This window comes from uncultured Ruthenibacterium sp., assembly GCF_963558415.1.
In the GTDB taxonomy this organism is placed as follows: domain Bacteria; phylum Bacillota; class Clostridia; order Oscillospirales; family Ruminococcaceae; genus Ruthenibacterium.
On sequence record NZ_CAUWGY010000030.1, the window covers coordinates 1 to 21242 of the forward strand.

23 protein-coding genes are annotated in these 21242 nt (G+C 53.7%); 5 read left to right on the plus strand and 18 right to left on the minus strand.

Translation table 11 applies throughout. The features are described from left to right. From AB5H98_RS06860 to rsxC, 8 genes are all read right to left on the minus strand, one after another. Nucleotides 1–456: M55 family metallopeptidase (locus tag AB5H98_RS06860; protein ID WP_367925172.1), on the minus strand; the 456-nt coding region annotated here is incomplete at its 3' end. 19 nt (nt 457–475) lie between these two features. Beyond that, nucleotides 476–1822: an MATE family efflux transporter gene (locus AB5H98_RS06865; RefSeq protein WP_367925173.1), complete on the minus strand. Its 1347-nt coding sequence runs from the start codon at nt 1820–1822 to the stop codon at nt 476–478. A gap of 113 nt (nt 1823–1935) precedes the next feature. Beyond that, nucleotides 1936–2727, minus strand: a complete 792-nt coding sequence (locus AB5H98_RS06870) for an RnfABCDGE type electron transport complex subunit B (protein WP_367925174.1) — start codon at nt 2725–2727, stop codon at nt 1936–1938. 16 nt (nt 2728–2743) lie between these two features. Next, on the minus strand, nt 2744–3340 hold the full coding sequence (locus AB5H98_RS06875; RefSeq protein WP_367925175.1) for an electron transport complex protein RnfA: 597 nt from the start codon (nt 3338–3340) through the stop codon (nt 2744–2746). Continuing rightward, nucleotides 3340–4038 carry an electron transport complex subunit RsxE gene (gene rsxE, locus AB5H98_RS06880; RefSeq protein WP_367925176.1) on the minus strand — a complete coding sequence of 233 codons (699 nt, stop codon included), beginning with the start codon at nt 4036–4038 and terminating at the stop codon, nt 3340–3342. Before rsxE ends, AB5H98_RS06875 begins: the two co-directional genes overlap by 1 nt. Nucleotides 4039–4041: 3 nt before the next feature. Then, entirely contained in the window at nt 4042–4977 is a 936-nt protein-coding gene (locus AB5H98_RS06885; protein WP_367925177.1) for an RnfABCDGE type electron transport complex subunit G, read from the minus strand. After that, nucleotides 4974–5906, minus strand: coding sequence for an RnfABCDGE type electron transport complex subunit D (locus AB5H98_RS06890; RefSeq protein ID WP_367925178.1), 933 nt, complete (start codon nt 5904–5906; stop codon nt 4974–4976). The genes AB5H98_RS06885 and AB5H98_RS06890 overlap by 4 nt, the downstream gene beginning before the upstream one ends. Before the next feature lie 3 nt (nt 5907–5909). Beyond that, nucleotides 5910–7223: an electron transport complex subunit RsxC gene (rsxC, locus tag AB5H98_RS06895; RefSeq protein WP_367925179.1), complete on the minus strand. Its 1314-nt coding sequence runs from the start codon at nt 7221–7223 to the stop codon at nt 5910–5912. 199 nt (nt 7224–7422) lie between these two features. On the opposite strand from rsxC, the gene AB5H98_RS06900 reads away from it, so the two are divergent. Next, nucleotides 7423–7980: a hypothetical protein gene (locus AB5H98_RS06900; RefSeq protein WP_367925180.1), complete on the plus strand. Its 558-nt coding sequence runs from the start codon at nt 7423–7425 to the stop codon at nt 7978–7980. 18 nt (nt 7981–7998) lie between these two features. Beyond that, complete coding sequence (locus tag AB5H98_RS06905) at nt 7999–8139, plus strand: hypothetical protein (RefSeq protein WP_367925181.1); 141 nt, start codon at nt 7999–8001, stop codon at nt 8137–8139. Nucleotides 8140–8190: 51 nt separating this feature from the next. Here AB5H98_RS06905 and AB5H98_RS06910 read toward each other — a convergent pair whose 3' ends face one another. Beyond that, nucleotides 8191–9966: a Na/Pi cotransporter family protein gene (locus AB5H98_RS06910; protein WP_367925182.1), complete on the minus strand. Its 1776-nt coding sequence runs from the start codon at nt 9964–9966 to the stop codon at nt 8191–8193. A gap of 173 nt (nt 9967–10139) precedes the next feature. Then, nucleotides 10140–10466, minus strand: a complete 327-nt coding sequence (locus AB5H98_RS06915) for a NusG domain II-containing protein (RefSeq protein WP_367925183.1) — start codon at nt 10464–10466, stop codon at nt 10140–10142. 85 nt (nt 10467–10551) lie between these two features. Here AB5H98_RS06915 and AB5H98_RS06920 point away from each other — a divergent pair, with 85 nt between their 5' ends. Then, nucleotides 10552–11946, plus strand: coding sequence for a Sapep family Mn(2+)-dependent dipeptidase (locus AB5H98_RS06920; RefSeq protein WP_367925184.1), 1395 nt, complete (start codon nt 10552–10554; stop codon nt 11944–11946). Nucleotides 11947–12001: 55 nt separating this feature from the next. On the opposite strand, the gene AB5H98_RS06925 is transcribed toward AB5H98_RS06920, so the two are convergent. Continuing rightward, a complete protein-coding gene (locus AB5H98_RS06925; protein WP_367925185.1) occupies nt 12002–12883 on the minus strand; it encodes an aldose 1-epimerase family protein in 882 nt (293 codons plus the stop codon). A 203-nt stretch (nt 12884–13086) separates the two neighbouring features. Here AB5H98_RS06925 and AB5H98_RS06930 point away from each other — a divergent pair, with 203 nt between their 5' ends. Next, nucleotides 13087–14364, plus strand: a complete 1278-nt coding sequence (locus AB5H98_RS06930) for a peptidoglycan-binding protein (RefSeq protein ID WP_367925186.1) — start codon at nt 13087–13089, stop codon at nt 14362–14364. On the opposite strand, the gene AB5H98_RS06935 is transcribed toward AB5H98_RS06930, so the two are convergent. From AB5H98_RS06935 to AB5H98_RS06960, 6 genes are all read right to left on the minus strand, one after another. After that, nucleotides 14288–15946 (minus strand): recombinase family protein, encoded by a 1659-nt coding sequence (locus AB5H98_RS06935; protein ID WP_367925187.1) that lies wholly within the window; start codon nt 15944–15946, stop codon nt 14288–14290. The genes AB5H98_RS06930 and AB5H98_RS06935 overlap by 77 nt on opposite strands. After that, complete coding sequence (locus AB5H98_RS06940) at nt 15943–16182, minus strand: hypothetical protein (protein ID WP_367925188.1); 240 nt, start codon at nt 16180–16182, stop codon at nt 15943–15945. The genes AB5H98_RS06935 and AB5H98_RS06940 overlap by 4 nt, the downstream gene beginning before the upstream one ends. 16 nt (nt 16183–16198) lie before the next feature. Then, on the minus strand, nt 16199–17122 hold the full coding sequence (locus AB5H98_RS06945) for a hypothetical protein (RefSeq protein WP_367925189.1): 924 nt from the start codon (nt 17120–17122) through the stop codon (nt 16199–16201). Nucleotides 17123–17450: 328 nt separating this feature from the next. Further along, nucleotides 17451–17891 (minus strand): hypothetical protein, encoded by a 441-nt coding sequence (locus AB5H98_RS06950; protein WP_367925190.1) that lies wholly within the window; start codon nt 17889–17891, stop codon nt 17451–17453. After that, a complete protein-coding gene (locus AB5H98_RS06955) occupies nt 17881–18441 on the minus strand; it encodes a hypothetical protein (RefSeq protein ID WP_367925191.1) in 561 nt (186 codons plus the stop codon). Before AB5H98_RS06955 ends, AB5H98_RS06950 begins: the two co-directional genes overlap by 11 nt. Nucleotides 18442–18674: 233 nt before the next feature. Further along, nucleotides 18675–18920, minus strand: a complete 246-nt coding sequence (locus AB5H98_RS06960; protein ID WP_087183013.1) for a helix-turn-helix domain-containing protein — start codon at nt 18918–18920, stop codon at nt 18675–18677. Between the two features lie 130 nt (nt 18921–19050). Between AB5H98_RS06960 and AB5H98_RS06965 the strand changes: the two genes are divergently transcribed. Then, complete coding sequence (locus AB5H98_RS06965) at nt 19051–20286, plus strand: Ig-like domain-containing protein (RefSeq protein WP_367925192.1); 1236 nt, start codon at nt 19051–19053, stop codon at nt 20284–20286. A gap of 153 nt (nt 20287–20439) precedes the next feature. Here AB5H98_RS06965 and AB5H98_RS06970 read toward each other — a convergent pair whose 3' ends face one another. Then, the gene (locus tag AB5H98_RS06970) at nt 20440–21222 is read right to left on the minus strand and encodes a hypothetical protein (RefSeq protein ID WP_367925193.1); all 783 of its coding nucleotides are present in this window, start codon (nt 21220–21222) and stop codon (nt 20440–20442) included. Nucleotides 21223–21242: the final 20 nt, after the last annotated feature.

A 21242-nucleotide genomic window follows, 5' to 3' on the forward strand; every position in this document is an offset into this window, starting at 1 on the left:
GACGATGGCGATGGAAGGAATCAGACGTCGAGCCTGTTCACAAACTGCCGCGTCGCCGGACACAAAACACACGGGCACATTTTCCAAACCTGCCGCGTAGGCACACAAAAGGAACTCGCTGCCAATTAGGCCGTTGATTTCAATGGACTCCGTATGTACACCGGGACACCGATTGGCAAAACCGGTGAAAGCAGCCGCGTCCCAACCGCCTCTTTGAATCCCGCTCATCCGGCCGTACACATCCTGGGCGCAACCACGGTTGAGTTGAGCCTCCGACGGCAAGAGTTGCGGGTCGATGTTGTAGCCCGTACCGCATCCATCCTTGACCAGAATGCGCTCCCCGCCTGCAGCCAGGGCACCGCGGCACACGGCGGCCGCCTCCCGGCTCATCTGCTGACGGCGATATGCCTCATCCGGTCCACCTTGTTCGAAGCTGCTGCAAACAAACAGGTCCATTGTCTCTCCTCCCTTTCGCTCAGCGCGTCACACTGCGTATCCATTGACCGCCCGCCAAACGACGCAGACACAACGCCGCTTTTATTGGCATGTCAAACTTCAGTACAAACAACACAATCACCGCAGGTGCACCCAGCCAGAAAGCTGCCGCGCCCAAAGGCACCATCGCCCAGATGCAGCCAACGTCCACTGCCATGGCAAACCGGGTATCTCCGCCGCCCCGCAAAACGCCGCTGATCAGCGGACAAGTAAACGCCTGGAAGAACATGGCGAAGGCGTACACGCCCATGAGCTTTTGCGCCAGCGCCACCGTGGTAGGCTGTATATCGTATAACGCCAACATAGGAAGGCCGATTGCGAACACCAAAATGGCACACACAACCCCCAACACTGCATAGACCCGGACCAGTCGGGATACGCAGGCCCGTGCATAGGCCCAATCTCCCGCACCAATGATTTTTCCTACCAACACCGCTGACCCGTTGGCAACACCAAAGATAATGCTGGTGACCATCTGATACATAATATAACAGATACTATTGGCTGCCACAACATCGCTGCCCATATGGCCCAGCACCACCGAATGCATGGAGATGGCCAAACTCCACAAAAGTTCGTTCATCATGACCGGCATGCCGTAGCGGAACAAATCCCGTCCCAATCCGCCCGAAGCGAGTGCCACCATTCGAGGACGAAAACGCAGCTTCTTTTCAAAAAACGCCATATATCCCAGCACCAGCAAAAACTCTGCCACGCGGGCCAGGACCGTGCCCACTGCCGCGCCGGCCACGCCCATACGAGGTGCGCCGAATTTGCCAAAGATAAATGCGTAGTTTCCTCCCACATTCACCACAAAGGACACCGCATAAATCACCACCGCGATGTTCACGGTCTCGGTGCTGCGCAGCACCATGAGGAAGGTGGATGTCACGCCATAAAACAAATAGGAAAAACAAACAATGCGCAGATAGTCCACGCCGGCCTGAATCACATCCGGCTCATTTGTGAACACCTGCATGATCTGCCTTGGAAACGCCAGTAAAAATACCATGGTAAACAAACCCGCTGCCGCCGCCAGACGCAGCGCAAGCGCTGTGACGCGGCAAATGGCCCCCACGTCCTGTTTTCCCCAATACTGACTGCACAAAACAATGGCACCACTAGCGATACCGAATACGGCTACCGTATAAATAAAAAACACCTGATTGGCCAAGCTGCTGGCAGAAAGCGCCACTTCGCCCAAACTGCCCAGCATGATGGTATCCATCAGATTGACGCTGAAGGAAATCAAATTCTGCAAAGCCACCGGCAGGGCAATGGCCGCCAGACTTTTGTAGAAAGCTCCTCCCACCGTTTGCGTGTTCAAAACGACACTCCTTTTCCGAAAAGTATAATTTTAAGAATAAAATACAAATTGGAAAAACGTTAAAAAGGCCCGCGCGGTCCGGAAGAACCGGATTGCGCGGGCCTTGAGACCGATCAGATCACTTTGGGAATGGCGATGGCATGGACCGGGCATTCGTTGACGCATTTGCGGCAACCGATGCACTTGTCCACGTCAATGTGGGCCACATTATCCACCACTTTGATGGCCTCCACCGGGCAGGCTTTCTGGCACTTCATACAGCCGATGCAACCAGCGGTGCAAGCCTTGCGGGTCTGCGCGCCGCGGTCATGGTTCGCACAAAGGACCATGGGCTTTTCGCTTTCGGGGCGCACCTCGATGATGTGTTTGGGGCATGCCTCGGCACAGGCGCCGCAGCCAGTGCACTTTTCGGGATTGACCCGAGCCAACCCATTGGAAACAATGATGGCGTCAAACTTGCAGGCCTTCTGGCAATCGCCGTAGCCAAGGCAGCCGAACTCACAGGCAGAGCGGCCTTTGTACAGCGCCGCACAAGCCGCGCAGCTTTCGATTCCCTCATACTGATACTTATCACTGGTGTGCTCGTAGCTGCCCTGGCAGGCCACGATGGCTTTGCGCTTTACTACTTCGCCAGCCTCCACACCCATGACAGCCGCAGCCCCTTGGGCAGATGCCGCGCCGCCGGGAACACACTTGTTCACCGGCGCACCGGCCACAATGGCTTTGGCGTAATCGGCACAACCTGCATAGCCGCAGGCGCCGCAGTTTGCACCGGGCAGGCACTCCAGCACCTTACCCACGCGCTCGTCCTCCTCCACATGGAAAAAGTGGGCGGCCACTACCAGAATGGCAGCGCCGAGAAGGCCGATGACGGTGACGACCACCGCCGCTATTACGATACTCATATGCCTTCTTCCCCCTTTATGCGCCGAAGATGTTTTCGATGATTCCGCCGAAGCCCATGAAGGACAAGCTTACCACACTGGCGCTGACCAGCGTGATGGGCAGACCCTCAAAGCATTTGGGCGGCTTTGCGTCTTCCAAGCGTTTGCGCACACCTGCGAACAAGACCATGGCCAGCATAAAGCCGAAGCCTGCACCCACTGCGCACACAAGGCTCTCGGCAAAGTTGTAGCCTTCGTCGATGACCGAAATGGTCACGCCCAGCACCGCGCAGTTGGTCGTGATCAAAGGCAGATAAACGCCCAGCGCCTTATACAAGGGAGGCATATATTTTTTCATGATGATCTCCACCAACTGGACCAGGACCGCAATCACCAGAATGAACACGATGGTCTGCAAATAAGCAAGGCCCTGCGGTTCCAGAATGTAGGTGTAGATGGGCCAGGTGGCCGCCGTGGCCAGCGCCATAACGAACACTACCGCACAGGACATGCCAAAGGCGGAATCCAGCTTTTTGGAAACACCCAAAAACGGGCAGATGCCCAAGAACTGCACGAGGACGTAGTTATTTACCAGGATCATACTGAAAAAAATCATTGCAAGATTGGCTGCCATTACGCCTCGCCTCCTTTCGCCGCTTCGGGTTTGCCTTCACAGCCGCCTGCACAGGCACCCTTGGCGGGACATCCTTCGCAACCCATCTTACGGGGAATGCGGTTGTTGGTTTTCATTTCGATCCAGATGACCAGCGCCATCAGGCAGCCGAACACGAAGAAACCGCCCGGCGGAGTGATAAATACGGTCATGGGATCGATCGCAGAAGGCACGATCTGCACGCCGAACAGCGTACCTGCGCCCAGTATCTCACGGATGGAACCCATCACCAAAAGGGTGAGCGTAAAGCCCATGCCCATGCCCAAGCCATCCAAAGCCGAATCCACAATGCCGTGCTTGGACGCAAACATCTCGGCACGTCCCAAGATGATGCAGTTCACTACGATCAGAGGCAGAAAAATGCCCAGAGAAGCATCCAGAGAAGGAAGATATGCCTTGACCAACATCTGAAGCACCGTCACGAATGTGGCGATGACCGTGATGTACGCCGGCAGACGAACCTTGTCCGGAATAATTTTACGCAGCGCAGAAATTGCAATGTTTGAGCAAACCAGTACAAACGTAGCAGCCAGGCCCATGCCAAGGCCGTTCACAGCCAAGGTGGTAACCGCCAGCGTCGGACAAGTGCCCAGAACCAAACGCAGAGAGGGGTTCTCCTTCAGGAGGCCATTTGTTACGATTTTCAGCTTTCCGTTCATCGCTTACGCCTCCTTTACCAGTTGAAACGCGTCCACGGCCATTTGAATGGTGTCACGCATCAAATTGCTGGACATCGTCGCTCCTGCAACCCCATCAAACTCAGACGCATCGGTCTTGCCAATGAGTTGGTCTGCCAGGCCCAAACCAGTGAAAGCCTCCCGCACGGGTTCGCCTTCACCCATTCCGTCTGTCCACAGGCCCGTGATGACGCCCTCGTCATCAAAGCCAACTGCCGCATACATGGGTTTGTCGTGGTATCCCACGCCCTCCACATAAATCAAATAACCGTAATTGCTTCCTTTGTACGCTTCGGTCACACCGGGCGCATCCAATTCGATGGCCGTCAGCTCCCCTGCGTCAGGCAGTACCGCGGCACGAATCTCGTCGGCGGTCAGCTCGGTTTTTGACTCGCTGTTGCCGGACAGCACATTGTACGCCTCAATGGCACTGTTGATGCCATTCAAAGCCGCCCGGGAAGAAATCGTAGCGCCAGAGATGGCATCGATGTCTCCAAGCTCCATTTCCTGAGCTTCACGACCGGCAAACTGTCCGCTAAAATCCTCGTTCTTGACCTTCTGGCCAAGGCCCGGGGTTTCGTCGTTGTCCAAGAACTTCACCGCGGTGATGGTTCCCTCGCTGTTGAAGGCCACCATCACAGGCACGTCGCCGCCATAACCTTTGGCTGCGGCGGTGATCACATAGCCTGCGCCGTTGTCGGCCTTATAAGCCTCGGTCACGCCTTCCACCGTGCACTCCACCTGTGTAAAGGTGTCAGCGTCGGGCAAAAGCTCGGTGCGGTTGGCGTTGGCCGTGCGCTCGGTATTTTCCTTAATGATGGGCGCTGTCAAGCCGTTGGTGCCTGCCAGCAGTGCACTGGCCACCAGACAGATCACGCCCAAAACCACAATGGGTTTTACAAAATCGTTCCACACTTTCATTTCGACTTCACACCTCCCAGCGGTTTCTGACGGGTGAGGTCATTGATGTACGGGACCAGCAAGTTCATAATCAGCAATGAGAAGCTGACGCCCTCGGCCATGTTGCCCCAGAACCGAATGGCGCAAGTGATGATGCCCAAGCCAAGGCCGTACACGATCTTGCCCTTCAGGGTGAAGGGGCTGGTCACATAGTCTGTGGCCATGAAGAAGGCGCCCAAAAGCAAACCGCCGCCCAAAAGCTGCAGCAAAACATCCTGGCCAAACACCAAACTCAGCACGGCCACGGTACCCAGATAGCTGACCGGGATGGCCGGAGAAATGGTGCGGGTGGCAATCAGATAGATGCCGCCCAAAAGCAGCATGACCGAGCAGGTCTCGCCCAGCACACCGCCGTGAATGCCCAGCGCCAGATTGAACAGCATATCCATGCTGGAGATGCTCTTTCCCGCTACCAGCGGTGTAGCTGTGGCCAGTGCATCGATATCCGTTTGAGGGAACGCATAAGATGTCATCCGGCCGGCAAAACCTACAAACAGAGCGATACGAGCCACCAACGCGGGGTTCGCAAAGTTGCAGCCGATGCCGCCAAACAACTGCTTGACCACAACAATGGCGATGAACGCGCCCACTACTGCGATCCACAGGGGAATGGTAGCCGGCAGGTTAAACGCCAGGATAATGCCCGTGACCACCGCGGACAAATCGCCCACGGGAATCGGCTTTTTCATCAGGATACAGTACAGCGCCTCAAAGCCTACGCAGGCCGCCACGGTCACGCCTGTGACCAGCAGCGCACGGGCGCCGAAAATAAACACACTGGCTACCAAAGCCGGCAGCAGCGCAACGATCACATGCCCCATCAGTCCGCGGGTGGAAGACTGGTCCACAATATGAGGGGATGCGGTAACAACTAATTTCTTCGGTTCCATTCGTTACTTCTTCCCTCCGTTCTTCTGCATGACCTTGGCAAGACTCATGGTCTGAGCCACCGGCCGCTTTGCCGGGCATACAAAGGTACAACTTCCACAGCCCATGCACAGGTCCACCATCAGCTTGTTCAATCCGTCCACGTCGCCCTTGGTGAACGCACCGGCGATTTCCACGGGAGACAGGCCCAGCGGGCAAGCCGCAATGCACCGGCCGCAGCGAATGCACGGACCGGGTTCGGGCAAATGCGCCTTTTGAGCGGAAAACGCCAGCAGCGCATTGTTTTGTTTGAGAACGGGGAACGAGGGGTCGCACACCGCCGTGCCCATCATGGGACCACCCATGATCAGTTTTTCCATTTGATCGGTTTTCACACCGCAAAATCCCAGCACATCCTGCATGGGCGTGCCAATGATGACCTCTACGTTTTTCGCCGTGGTCACTGCATCGCCGTCCACGGTCAGACGCTTGGTGGTCAGGGGCATGCCTGTGTCCAGGAATTTGCCCAAAGTGGACGCAGTGGTCACGTTCATCACGATCACACCTACATCACTGGGCAGACCGCCCCGGGGTACTTCCCGGCCAGTGGTCTTTTCAATGAGCACTTTCTCAGCGCCCTGGGGATAACGGCTGTCCAAAGGCAGCACTTGATAGCTCGGATCGCCCTTGGTCAGGCTGAACATCAAATCAATGGCAGCGGGCTTGTTGCGCTCGATGCCAAAAATGACCTTTTGAATGCCCAGATGCTCTTTGACCGCAGCTACGCCGCGCAGAACCGTGTCACTGCACTCGAGAAATTCCCGGTTGTCAGCGGTGATGTACGGTTCGCACTCGGCGCCGTTGATGACCAGCGTGTCGATTTCATCCAGATTCTTGGGTGACAACTTTACCGCAGTGGGGAAACCTGCTCCGCCCAGGCCTACCAGGCCGCAGGCACGTGCAGCAGCCACCAGACTGGCCGCATCTGTGACCACCGGCGGCTTGCAGGCCGGGTCCGGGGTCTGGTTTCCGTCGGGCTTGATGACCACCGCAGGCACCACCGCACCGTTGGGCATGTGGACACTGTCCACGGCCTCTACTGTGCCGGAAACACCGGAGTGGATGTCCGCGCTGACAAAGCCGCCCGCCGTGCCCACGACCGTGCCCACATAGACGGTATCTCCTTTTTTCACCGCAGGGGTGCAAGGAGCGCCGATGTGCTGCTGCATGGGCAGTACGATCTTTTCGGGCAGGGGCATCTTCTCAGTCGCCAGGTCTGCCGTCCCTTTGTGGTGCGGCACGCGGGCGCCCTCGGCGCTGCGTTTCAGTTTGGCTAACATCAGTGTGATCCCTCTTCTCTATCCTTACTTGTGGCGGTCTTTCTCTTCAAGACAAAAACCGCAGTCCTTCATTATTTTATTTTAACATTCAGCGGGATACTGTCAACAAAAATTAAATCTTTCACAAACTCGAACGTTGCGTTTCTTAAGAGCATTGTGGTATACTATTTCATATAGCTTTTTTGCAGGAGGGAACGTTTTGCCGTTTCTTGTTACTGACAGCGCCTCGCCCCTTGCGTTCGAGACGCTTCCCGCGTTGAAGGTCACGGAATTTCAGGGCCGACCTGAACGCGGTGAGGTCTATTCGTATCTGCGCTGTTACGTGCGCGAAGGTGCCCTGTATTACAGTGTCACGGTGTTTGACGGAGCACCCCCTGCCACTGCGCGCATCGGTCTTGCCATCACTGCCGACGACACTGCCGAGCGCTACTTGTTTGCGGTGTTGGGAAAAGGACAAAACTGTGAATTGTCGCTTTATAAGGACGACGTTCTGGAAAAAGTGCTGGCTGCGCCTGCTGTCCGGCATTTGGCGGGACAGGACGAACAGGGCGAATATTGGAGCGCAGAAAGCGTTCTGCCGGCTGAGTTGTTCCGCACTTTGTTCGGACGTGTCCCACAGGCGGGGATGCTTTTGCCCGGGAATGTATTTTTGTTCGATCGCAGAGAAACCGCTTTTGGCACGGCTTTCCCCGTTCCTGCCAACGGACCTTTGCCCACGTCCAGAGGATTTGATTCCTTTCTGGTGGTTCCCTATTAAAAAGGAGGCGTATCGAGGATGAAATTTGTTTTGAAAGTGCTTGGATGGTTGGCTCTGGTAGCCGCCGCTGTGTGCGCGCTGGCGTACTGGGACAAAAAGACCACACCGGACTACATTGAAATTTATTCCGACGGTGAGGACGAGGAGGACGCGTTCTAAACCGCCGTGTCATATGCGAAAAAACGGACAGCCTTTTGGCTGTCCGTTTTTTTATACTTTGCACAGAGGCTCATAGTACTTTTCTTTATATTGTGCCAGCATTTCGTTGAAATTGGGCACAAAACCGTCGTGCATATTCCGGCGGAACGCATGCGCATCAAAGGTACCCACGTCCTCTTCGCTGCCCACGATGCGTGCAGCAATGTTGGAACAATGATCGGAAATTCGTTCCAAATTGGTGAGAATTTCCATGTAAATGGTTCCGCTATCGATCTGGCACTCGCCGCCTTTCAGCCGGCGAATATGACGTGTACGCATGAATTCAATCATCAAATCAATGGTTTCCTCAAGCGGTTCTACCTGTTCAGCCACAGCAACGTCGCTCTGTTCAAACGCCCGCAGGGTGATGTCCAAAATTTCTTGCAGCGCCTTGTCCACCAAGGCCAGCTCCGCTTTGGCAGAATCTGTAAAGGAGAGTTCCTTGTCAAACATCTCTCCCGAGCGCTCGCACACGTTGATGGCGTAGTCGCCGATTCGCTCATACTCCACAACAAAATTCAACAACTCACTGACCGCATGGCTCTCGTTTTCACTCAGCTCTTTGTCCGTGATTTTTACAAGATAGTTGCTGATGGCCACCTCCAACTGGTCGATCATATTCTCCCTTTGGTGGATCAGATTTAAAGTTTCCGCGTCGTGACTGTACAGGACCGGAATGGACGCCGCATAGTTCATCTGCGCATTACGCGCCATGGTCTCGACAGCGCTTTTGGCCTGCTGAATGGCCACTGCCGGAGAGGTGAGCAAACGTTCATCCAGCACCGGCATTTCTATTTCGGTGCGCTCGTCTTCCGTATCGGGGATGGTCATCTCTGCCAGCTTTGCCAAAAGACGGACAAACGGAATAAACATCACAGTGACCACTACGTTGAACAATGTATGGAAGTTGGCAATGTCGCCCATGCCGATGGGCTTGTCCCACCAGTCAAAATGCAGCAGCGCTTTCAGGCCGTAGATGACGACCATGAACACCAGCGAGCCGATGACGTTGAAATACAAATGAACCACAGCACTGCGTTTGGCAGCCTTGGACGCGCCCACAGACGCGATCAAAGGCGTGGAGCAAGTGCCGATGTTCTGGCCCAGAATGATGGGAATCGCACTGCCCCAGGTGACCACACCCGTGCTGGAAAGCGCCTGCAGAATGCCCACCGACGCCGACGAAGACTGAATGGCAACCGTGACCAACATGCCCGCCAAAACGCCCAAAAGCGGATTTTGCAGCGAGGTGAACAACTGCACGAACAAAGGAGAATCGCGCAAAGGTTCCACGGAACTGGTCATAATGCCCATGCCGGTAAACAAAAGGCCAAAACCCATCATGATCTGGCCGATGTTGCGCTTTTTGGGCGCCTTGATAAACACAAACAGAATGGCTCCTGCAAAGGCCACCAGCGGGGCAAAGGTATCGGGCTTGCAGAATTCCATCCATGTACTGGTGCCGGACATCTCTGACAGGCGGATCAACTGACCTGTGACTGTGGTTCCAATGTTGGCACCCATGATGATGCCGATGCCCTGGCTGAGCTGCATGATTCCGGAGTTGACAAGGCCGATCACAATGACCGTAGTGCCCGCCGAAGACTGGATGATGCCTGTTATGATAGCGCCCAGCAATACGGCCCGGAGCGTGGATGCCGTCAGTTTTTGCAAAATGCTTTCCATTTTGCCACCGGCGATCTTTTCCAAGCCCGAACCCATGATACTCATGCCGTACAAGAACAGCGCGATGCCTCCCGCAAGATTGATCACGTCGAATATTGTCATAAACTCCTCCGGCTGACGGCGTCTTTTCCGAAAAGAAAGCGGCGCGTTTTTGCTGCGGCCGCTTTTACAGAAATTTGACGATTCTTTTTCAAAAACCTTACATATTACATTTATGATACCATTCAACCGGCTTCCACGCAAGGGTCCCTGTCAATTTTTGGAGAAATTCGCGTTTAACCCTCCTCGATGCTGACCACCACGCCCGCCGGGGCACAAATGGCCTGGTCGTACTCTTTGCTCAGCCAGCCAAAGTTTTCGCAGATGTGATCGGGGCACTGGCTGTCCACAAACCGGATGGCGCCCTCCTTCACTTCCAGCGTCACGGGAAAAGGCGCACCCTCAATGGAATAGAGCCCGTCCTGCGAAAGCGGAATGCGCTGGGTCTGCCCATCCGCCACGCTGACCACCGCCTGGGCGCCTGCGCCCCGCTGCGCGCCCCACAGCGCCAACACACCGGCCACCACCAGCACCGCCACAGCAAACAATATATTTTTCTTCATCCGTGCCTCCCGGGTTCTCTTGCGTATTTTCTTTATTATACTATAATAGGGATTAGAAACTCAAACAGCAGGGAGAGTCGAAAAAATGAACGATACACAACGCATTCAAAAGATTGACGCATTCATTGAAGAAAACAAAGAGTCGATGCTGCGCGACTTGAAGACCCTGGTGGGCATTCCCAGTGTGCAGGGCCCGGCCGAGCCCGGCGCTCCTTTCGGTGCAAATGTGCGCAAAGCACTGGACACCGCTTTGGACATGGCGAGTTCTTTCGGTCTGAACGTGCACGACTGCGAGGGCTACATGGGATACGCAGAGATTCCGGGTGAAAGCGAAAAACAGATTGCCACCATTGCCCATCTGGACGTAGTGCCCGCCGGCAACGGATGGGATTCGGACCCCTTTGAACTGGTGGAAAAAGAGGGCTATGTGATCGGACGGGGAACCTCGGACGACAAAGGCCCCGCGGTTCTGACGCTTTACGCAGCCAAATTCTTTAAAGAACAGGGACAGCCTTTGCCCTACACTTTGCGCATTTTGCTGGGCTGCGCCGAGGAGACCGCTATGGCGGATGTGGACTACTATTTGTCCCATTATCCGGAACCTGCCTTCTGCTTTACACCGGACGCCGAGTTCCCCGTTGGATACGGCGAAAAAGGATTGTTCAACGGCACATTCACCGGCGTGCTGGGACAGGGCAATCTGGTCCGGTTTGAGGGCGGTGTAGCTGCCAACGTAGTGCCCGACCGGGCTTTTGCGGTTGTCAAAGCCGATGCGGCCGGACTTGCCGACACCGACCGGGTGAAAGTGACGTGCGAGGGCGAAGGCCTTGTGCGCATCTCCGGATACGACAAGGGCGGCCATGCCTCCACGCCCGAAGGAACCATCAACGCCATCGGATTGGTTGTGGAATACCTGCTGGACCACGGTCTGTGCACCCCACAAGAAAACCAGTTCTTGCAGATGGAAAAGGAACTTTTAAATTCTACCGACGGCGCCTTTGCGGACATTGCCTGTCAGGATCATGTATTTACTCCGCTGACCTGCATTGGCGGAACTGTGATGCTGCAGGACGGTCAAATCCGTCAGACCATCGACATCCGCTATCCCACTTGCATTGATGCGGACACGTTGCAGGAAAAACTGAGTGCCTTTGCCGCTCGTTTTGGTGCTCGTTTTGCTGCCGAGAAACCCTCGGTGCCCTTCTACATCGAGCCCGATTCCCCTGCGATCCGCACTCTGATTGACGCTTACAACCAAGTGACGGGGCAAAACAAAAAGCCCTTCACCATGGGCGGCGGCACCTATGCCCGCCACTTTAAAAATGCGGTCAGCTTCGGAATGGAAGAGGCTGACGAAACATTCCCTGCCTTTGTAGGTCCCATCCACGGCGCCAACGAAGGCGTTTCCGTGGCCCGGCTGACCCAGAGCTTGAAGATTTACATTCTGGCGATTGCCCGGCTGATGGAGCTGGAATTCTAAAAAGCATGAAAAAAGGCCCTGTTCCCATAGGAACAGGGCCTTTTTTGATTGTTTTTTATCGGTTGAACCGCATTTTCAGCGCAGTGGCGAAGCGTTGACCCGGATTGAGCTGAGCCGCGGCGGGCTTTTCGCTCCACTGGCCGGAGGCATTCCTCGTATCGGGCAGCGAATGCCAGGGTTCAATGCACACAAAATGCAATGGACCAGGCGCGCTCCAAATCAGCACATAGGGGAATCCGGCAATCTCCACATCCACGCTGCGGCCGGTCGCCTTTTCCACCACGGACAAAGTCTTTGCAGTCAGCTTTGTCATGCAGATGCTGTCATGCGCAAACAACGTATCGGTCAAAGGAATATCGGTTTCATTTTGAAACAGCGGTCGGCGCTCGCCGGTCACAAGGCCGTCTTGTTCTCCGGTCTCCACCACCACGGGAGACTGAGGTGCGTCAAACCGCAGCACATAGTCCTGCGTTGCCTTGCCCTCTTCAAAGGGACAGTTAAATCCCGGATGAAAGCCAAATCCAAAGGGCATGACTTCATCGCTGTCGTTGATGATCTCCACCCGATGGGACACTGCGTTCCCTTCCAAGGTATAGGTGGTGATGAGCTGGAAGGCGAAGGGAAATTTTTTCATGGTCAGCGCATTGGCCTCAAGACACAGCGTAACGCTGTCGGCGGTCCTTTCGCGCAGCGTATGCTCCATATCGCGGGCAAAGCCGTGCTGTCCACCCTCATAGCGAACCCCTTTGTGTGTGAAACAACCATCCTTCAGACGGCCGCAATAGGGGAACAAAATAGGGGCATGACGAGCCCACACCGCGGGGTCTGCCTGCCACAACATCTCCTGGCCGGTCTGCTTGTTGACCACGCTGACAAGCTCCGCTCCGTAGCTTTGCACCGTTACGTGCAAAATTTCATTTTCCAAAATAAATTCCATAAAAGCCTCCTGCATGCGAGCTTTTTTGCCTTTGTTTCAGTATAACGCAAAATCGGTCAAAAAGGAAGAGGCGGGCGCAGTGTCACCGGTGCAAAACTTCGAATAATTTGGAGTACGGGGCCGCTTTGGCTCCCGACCGATGGCGGCGTTCAACCAGTTTCCCTGCTGCAATGTGCCGCCTGATTTCAGAAAGGAGTATTTTTATGGAGCAAGCCGCAGTTCAAAACACCGGCACCGGGATGCTCCAGTTTCGAAGCTACACCGCTTCCGAGGCGTATCCTGTTCCGGATGTTCAGGTGACCGTCCAACGTTCCGACGGCACCACCATCCAACTGTCCACCGGCAGCACCGCGTTGAGCGAGGCCATTTCCATTCCCTGTCCTCCCCGCTCGCTTTCGCTTTCGCCGGACAATACCATTCTTCCCTACGCCACCTGCAACATTCACGCAGAAAAAGAGGGATATCTGCCCGTGGATGTAAAAGGTGTACAAATCTTTGACACCATCACCAGCGTTCAGCCGCTGGATATGATTCCCGCAGTGGACCAGAACGGCGCCCGGCTGGTCAGCGAACCCGCCGAGGACACAAACATTCCCGTACACAAACTGTTCGCGGGCGGTCGCTCTTCGGGTCAAAGTCCCATCGAGGCATGCCGTGCACGCATTTTGTCCACACCGGTGATTCCCAACAAAATCACCGTCCATTTGGGCCGACCGGCCGCCAGCGCCCAAAACGTAACGGTTTCCTTCCGGGATTACATCAAAAACGTGGCCTCCAGCGAAGTGTATCCCACTTGGCCGGAACAGGCGCTGCGTGCCAACATTCACGCTCAGATCAGTCTTGCACTGAACCGGGTGTTCACCGAGTGGTACAAAAGCAAAGGATACAATTTCCAAATCACCAACTCCACCAGCTATGACCAGTACTACGTACATGGCCGGGACATTTTTGAACCCATGGACCGAATCACCGACGACATATTCAATACCTATGTGCGCCGTCCCGGCACGATCGACCCCTATTACACCGAGTACTGCGACGGAAAATCCGTCACCTGCAACGGCATGAAGCAATGGGGCACGGTCACCCTGGCCGAGAGTGGCAAAACGGCCTTGGAAATTTTGAAATACTACTACGGCAACAACCTGGAGATCGTACGCACAAATAACATCGCCGACATTCCCGAAAGTTATCCCGGCACGCCCTTGCGCATCGGCTCCACGGGCGAAGCTGTGCGCACTATTCAACGCCAGCTCAACCGCATTGCCAAAGACTATCCTTCATTCGGCACGCTGGAAGTAGACGGTGTATATGGGCAGAGCACCGCGGACGTTGTGAAAAAATTCCAAAAACAATTCGGTCTGACCCAGGACGGTGTGGTCGGCCGCAGCACCTGGTACCAAATCAGTTACGTTGATTGCAACAACTGCAAGAAACATCGTTCTGCTTGCGATTGCGCAGAATCTGAAAGGCCTGAGTAACTGCGATGACTTTCAGGGTGATTTCCAGATTGATTGCCTTTTTGGTGCTGTCGCCCCGGACAACGATTTTATCAATCAGGCTGTCGATAGTCTCTTTGCTGGGAGTGCCTTCCTCGGCCATGCGTTTGACGCTCTGTTTCAGCCCGTCCAGCTGGACAAGCATCTGCCGGGACTTTTCAGACGATGCTTTCAGCATTTCCCTCTCAGATTGAATGGCATTCAGCCGGGACTTGTGCTCCGTGCTGCGTGTCATATACTCGTCCTTGGTGATAGCATCATCCTCGTACAAGTCCAGCAGCTTGCGGCGCTTTTTCTCGATGGTCTCCTGTTCCTTCTTCAAGGTTTCCATGCGTTTTTCAATCTGCTGCCCGGTTGTGGCCGACTGATAGCGGCGCATCAGGTCAGCAATCATGGTATCATAACCACCCAGCAGGTCGTGCAGCATTCCCTGCACAATCGTGTCCAGCTCATCGCTGTACAGCGTTGGACCGATATTGCCGGGATGGGCTGCGTCCTTATAGTTGCGGCACTGCCAGCCCTCCCGGTTAATGCCTTTATAGCGATACAGACACCGAGTAAAAGAAACACCGGGCGCAGCGTCAAAGCCGCTGACGATTTTGCCGCTGTAGCGGTAAATGCCCTGATTACAGGGTGCGGTAACTTCTTCCCGGTATTTTCCCTGCCGTTCCTTGCGAATCTGTGCAGCTTCATCCCACAATGCTTCGCTGACAATGGCGGGGATAGCGGGGTCTTTATACATGACCCACTCGTTTTCAGGCAACTCCCGGCGGACATACCGCTCGCCCATATCCAGCTTTTCGGTCTTGCCGCCGCAGTAAAAGCCTTTATACTTAGGATTTTCCAGCACGGTTTTAAGGGTGCGGGTCGGGATTTGAGTGCCGTCCTTGCGGGTAATGCCACGCTCAGCCAATTCTTTGGCGATGCGCCGAAGCCCCATACGCTGATGTACATACAGGTCAAAAATCAACCGCACAGTTTCCGCTTCTTCCTCATCGACCACCAGCTTGCAGTGGTCTTTGGTATAGCCCAAAATTTTAGAATTTCCGTACACTTTGCCCCTTTGAATGCCCTGTTCAAAAACGATTTTGGTGCGGGAGCGGGCATTTTCGGCCTCCATTTCCGCCCCCATTGCCATCCACTGAAGCAACATTTCATCTTTAGAGCGGAAAGAATTGATGCCTTCTTTCACGAACCAAATCATGACGCCACAGCTTTTCAGCTTGTCTTTATACACAAGACACTCTTTGATATTCCGGGCGAAGCGTGCTACATCTTTGACGATAATCAGGTCAAAAAGCCCTGCTTGTGCGTCTGCAATCATCTGTTGAAAACCGCCGCGCATATACACTTTTGTGCCGGTCACAGCCTCGTCCGAATAGGTACCGGAATACGTCCAGTTGGGGTTATCCTCAATCATTTGGCGGTAGGTATCCAGCTGATTTTCAAAACTTTTTCTCTGTTCACGGCTGGCAGTGGATACGCGGACATAGTCTACCACCCGCAAATTCATATCCTGTATATTTGCACCGTTGTTTACCGCCCTCAGTAAATCATAGTTCATGTCCCAATCCTTTCCAGCTTGGAAGCGGCATCAAGGCTCAGTTTGGCCGCTTCATACATCTCTTTCGTAATTGTACCTTGCAGATACAACTGTTCGTTAATCTGGCGCTCCATCGCCAGAGCGATTTTTTCGCGCAATACGCAGTGGATGCTGTCTGACTGAGACATATCTCTCACCTCAGTACAGCGTATGGTCGATTCTTGTCCATTGTTCCGACCAATATGGTTATCCGTCATAGGGTGTCAGTCCTTATCATAGATAATGGCTGACGACCACATCACAGCGGCTGTGCCCCAGATTATGGGACACGGCCATCAATACTCCTTTGTCATAGCTGCGGCCTTTACGGTCTGCCCGGCAATGATACAGCCGCCCGGAGGCTGCTCCCCGTGCCTCATAATATCGGTACAGGTCTTGCGCATACTGTGCGCGAAGATAATGAAGCGGCATATCCTTGGGCAGAGCTGAACAGCTAAACAAACGATGTTTACCGCCGGTTGCGGCAGCCTTGGGATTCCGGGCATAAGTTGAAAAGATTTTGCGTACAGCGGTTTCATATTGTGGAAGGACAATCGCATTCCTCTCCTTGCCGCCTTTTTCCCTCAGGTGCACATATAAATGTCCATCCCGAGCAATCAAATCTTCTACTGTCAATCCCAGAATCCCGCCACGACGTGCCCCGCAGGCGCGGGCAATCGTGCGCACAGCTTCTTGCTCGGGTGTGTTATGCCGGGTGTCCGCCGCGCTGATTTGCCGCCCGCGCTTGATGTCGGAACGGTGACGGGCGGGCAGATGCTCAACGGTGAACAATGACGCATAATCGGCATCATAGACCGAGCACAGCGCATAGACCCGCGTGCGTATCGTCCATGCGGAAAGTCCCCGCGCCTGCATCTCAGCGTAATAAGCCGGAAGATACGGGCGGCACTCGTTCAGTCGCTTACATCCGTATCGGTCAGCAATCCAGCGCAGGGCCGTCAAGGCTTGCTTAACATAGGTGGCGTACGATGATGTGGCGTACAGCCCCGTGATTTGGGTGTAATGCGATTGCGTCCGCTGTGCCTCGGCGCGGGCCGCCTGCTTGGCGGCGTGCTTGCTTTGGCCGCGCCTGTCACACTTAGCCAGAGCGGCTTTGACATCATGGGTCAAACGCTTAGTCACATTTTTGGACAACATCCTATACACCTCTTTGTCATGGGGCAAGGCAACCACCATCTTGGCCGTTTAACCCACGGCACGGGCCTTTTCGGGTTAAGAGCAAGCCGGACGATAACGCTCAATCCGGGAGCGTGCCCGCGCATATCGGGCGGTATACTGTACCGTGGCCTTATCACGGTACGCATACATTTATCAACTGATTATTGCGCAGACATTGCAGCGCTTTGATATTCCTGTTACATTCACCCGTTGCGAAACGGTCGCTCCTATGCGTGAGCGCAAGAATGTAACAACATGGCCTGCTATGATCCTCGCTCTGCGAGGATCATAGCAGGCTGTAAAACTCCTAAATACGATTTACCAGCAAGTCATACTGTAACGGCGTAGGCGGAATATAGCCCGGCCGTGTTGCCGCTGCTGCCAACCGCCTTACGGTTTCAAGCACATCGCTGCACGACAGGCGCACAACCACATCACATTTCAGGGCTTCCATCCGTCGCCGTATATCCAGTACTAACCGTCCCATACCTGTAGGCGGCTGTGTATGTCCTGTTAGCAGTGCTGCCAGACTACAGTTGTCCGTATAGACAGTTGCCTGTGTTACTGCACGCAAATACTCCAGTGCCATCACAGCGGCGCAAATACTGTCTAACTCCGTATGGATGGCGCTGCATTGTTTTACACCTGTGCTTAGTAGCGTTCCATTCTGTGCATCCGTTATTAGATATACACACACAGCACGCTCATCGGCGGCGATTGCAGCTCCTGCAAATACATCAACCTTCATAAGTCACATCAACCTCTTTGCTGCCTCGATATTGCTTTTTGTTTTTTGACTTTTCCGCGTTTGTCAACTCCGCATCGTGCACGAGCTGGATGATTTTGACCATCTCTTTCACATCGGCAACAGTTAGCGTGATTTGCTCGATATGTCTGTACTGCTCGATGCTACAGATATGTCCTTGGTCATCTCGACTGCATAATGTGCAGATTATCGTTATCTGTACATTCTCGTCATCCAGCACCGTAACCGACAGTGCACGGGCGTAACCCTTGTTGTCATCACGATAGCCAATTTCTGCGCATGTTTCCGGCGGAATGATATCCACCGCCTCTGCGATGACAGTACCCGCAGGAACGCTGTAATCCAGCGTACTTATACGGCTGATTTTGACCTTACACTGTAACTTCTTAATTTGCTCCTCTTCTTTGCGCTGCAGGCGTATTGCAACCGCCCCATAACGCAGGCCTGTGGGTAATACCGAAATGGTGGTATTGCCTCGCTGGCACACATACAAAGGCTTGTTTGATTTTATCCGATTTCTCGATTTTTCCATTTTGACATCTCCTTTAATAAAATTGCATAAAAAATAGGCGGTAGCTATTAGCTACCGCCTAAAGTACCCGATGGGTGTTGCCGCAATTTGGCGCACCTATAGTGGGTCATTTTCGTTACTCCCAAATGCCTGCCGTGCTACACACTTGTTGGCAGGCTTGTCAGATATACCTCTCGGGTACACCTATATTGTATCATCACCTGATAGATAGGTCATTGATGATTCCTGCAATTTTATTTTTCGTCTTCGGGTTCCACCTGCCTAAATTCCTCAGTTGCGAAAAAATCATACAAAGATATCTCCAATCCGTCGCATAATAATTTAAGAGTAATAACGCCCGGATTCCTACTGTTCCCATAAATGATGTTTTTTAAGGTCGTTGGCGGGATGCCCGCTTTACGAGCTAAAGCATGTAGATTGTAACCTTTTTCAGCACACAGCTGCTGTATTCGTATTGCAACTGCCTTTTGTGTATCCATATTCTCACGCCCATATATAGTCTTTTCTGTAGTCTATAAGATGGTCGGATTCAAGTTGGACTTTATATGGACTTTTGAATAAAGCTGTTGTATAATACAAGCAAAGCAAATGTTAACAGGAGGATTTCAAGTGAAACTCAAGAAGATTGTTTCTGTGGTAGTTGCCGTTTGCATGGCTGCGGCACTGACCGCGTGCGGAAGCGTCAATATCGAAAAGATTGGCCTTCCCGAAAAGATGGATATGGTCGCGGGCGAGACCGTGAAGCTGGATGTGACTTTTGAGGCCGGCGAAGCCAAAGAGGAAGATGTTCAGAAGGCTACTGAGGGCCTGGAGCTCACATGGGTATCCAGCGACGAAAAGGTGGCCACGGTTGACGCTGAAGGCAATGTGACTGCGGTTGAGGCTGGCGAAGCGGATGTTACTCTGACCGCCAAATCCGAGAAGACTGAGCTGAGCGCTACCTGCCACATCACCGTTACTGCTCCGGAAGAGGAAATCGAGCCGACCAAGGTTGCAATGGACTCCGATGGTATGGACGCTCTTCAGGCGATGAAGGATTCCGGCGTTGTCGTTCCTGAGAATGTTGACCCCGAGACCCTGACCTGGGCATCCAGCGATGAGGCTGTCGCTACGGTTGATGAGAATGGCCACATCACTCCGGTTGGCACTGGCGAGTGTGTAATCACTGTAACTGGCGCTTTCCTGGCTGACGACACGGCCGCTGCATCCAACATGAGCTACAAGGGCACTGCAAATATTGTGTTCCTGAGCGCTACCCCCAAGAATGAAGTTGTTACTACTCAGGAAACTGAGGGTAATATGTGGTCCGCTGAGCTGCGTATCGTAGTTTGCGAGACACTGGACGAAGATGGCCAGGAGGTTGATAAGACCGAGGATGCTGATAAGGCAGACGAGGCTGACAAGACCAGCGACAAGAATGGCGATAAGACGTCCAATACTAAGCCCTCGGGCAACAACGGCTCCACTTCCACTGGAAATGGTTCCGTAAGCGGTGGTAACAATAACACTGGCAACACCGGTAATACCGGTAACAACGACAATACCCAGACCCCTGCACCTCCTGCACAGGAAGGCGGCGGCATTGGCCAGGGCAATGTAACTATCCCTGGCGGTGGCACCACTGATGGTAATGGTGGCGACGCTGAGTATGGTGGACGCCCCACCACACCTGATACCCCTGCCGAAAATCCCGTGTCTACGCCCCCTGTTGAAACTCCTCAGACCCCTGCACCTCCTGCACAGGAAGGCGGCGGCATTGGCCAGGGCAATGTAACTATCCCTGGCGGTGGCACCACTGATGGTAATGGTGGCGACGCTGAGTATGGTGGACGCCCTGTAGTTTAAGTCAATACACAACTTTAAAACCCGTCTCTTCGGAGACGGGTTTTCTTTTTTGGGATTTGGGATTTGGGATTTGGGGGATTTGGGGACGGATACAAAATAGTTTGGGGACAGATGTGGAAGGAACTGCCCGGTGATCCGCCGGGCAGTTCCTTGTTACAGAAAAGATAATGCTGAGCGAGAAACATAGTGTATCAACCTGCCGCCATCGCGCAGGGATTCGCCGGACGATGCGCGGATGGTGGCATATTCATCGCTACTAATTACACCACTGAAAACGCGCTCGGGACGCGCGAGGCCATGGCTGCTTATTATCCGTCTCTGCCCTTTCGGCAACGGAGCGCAAGAATCTAAATACATTGTCTTGGTCAGATATTTTGCAAGAGCATCATAATCTGCTTTTGTGTCGCCCACTCTCTCTACAAGGCAATATCCGTACCGCGCAAATACGGGGGTTGAAAAACAGTCGATGCCAACGGCCATCCGGCGATAGATGATTGCAGGCAATCCCTTATCCGATGAACTGTAAGGCTGCAACATGTCAGAGGGAATAGCTGTCAACATGATATGACCATGCCAGCGTCCGGGATTCATTTCATCTTCATCAGATAACTCCGGTACGATGATATAGCCGACAGGCCCGCCATAATGACGCTTGATAGTGCGCAGCCCGTTTTTACAGATTTGCACCACATCATCTCTTGTGGGAGAACTTCCATTTTCATTGTTTTTTATAGTAACGGTCAGAAAAAAGCGAAAATAATTGCAGTGCAAGATGTCCGCCACCGTACGCCTCGACCGTGACAGGGATGTGCGCTTGTTCTCTTTTTCACGTTCATTGAGGTTATCAGGTAACGCGGCGATATAATTGTGTGATGACCGCGCGATAATTTTGACGATATCCGGCCCACAGCGATATGCCTGTATAGTATGGCTCATATTTTGTATGGCTCTCCTTT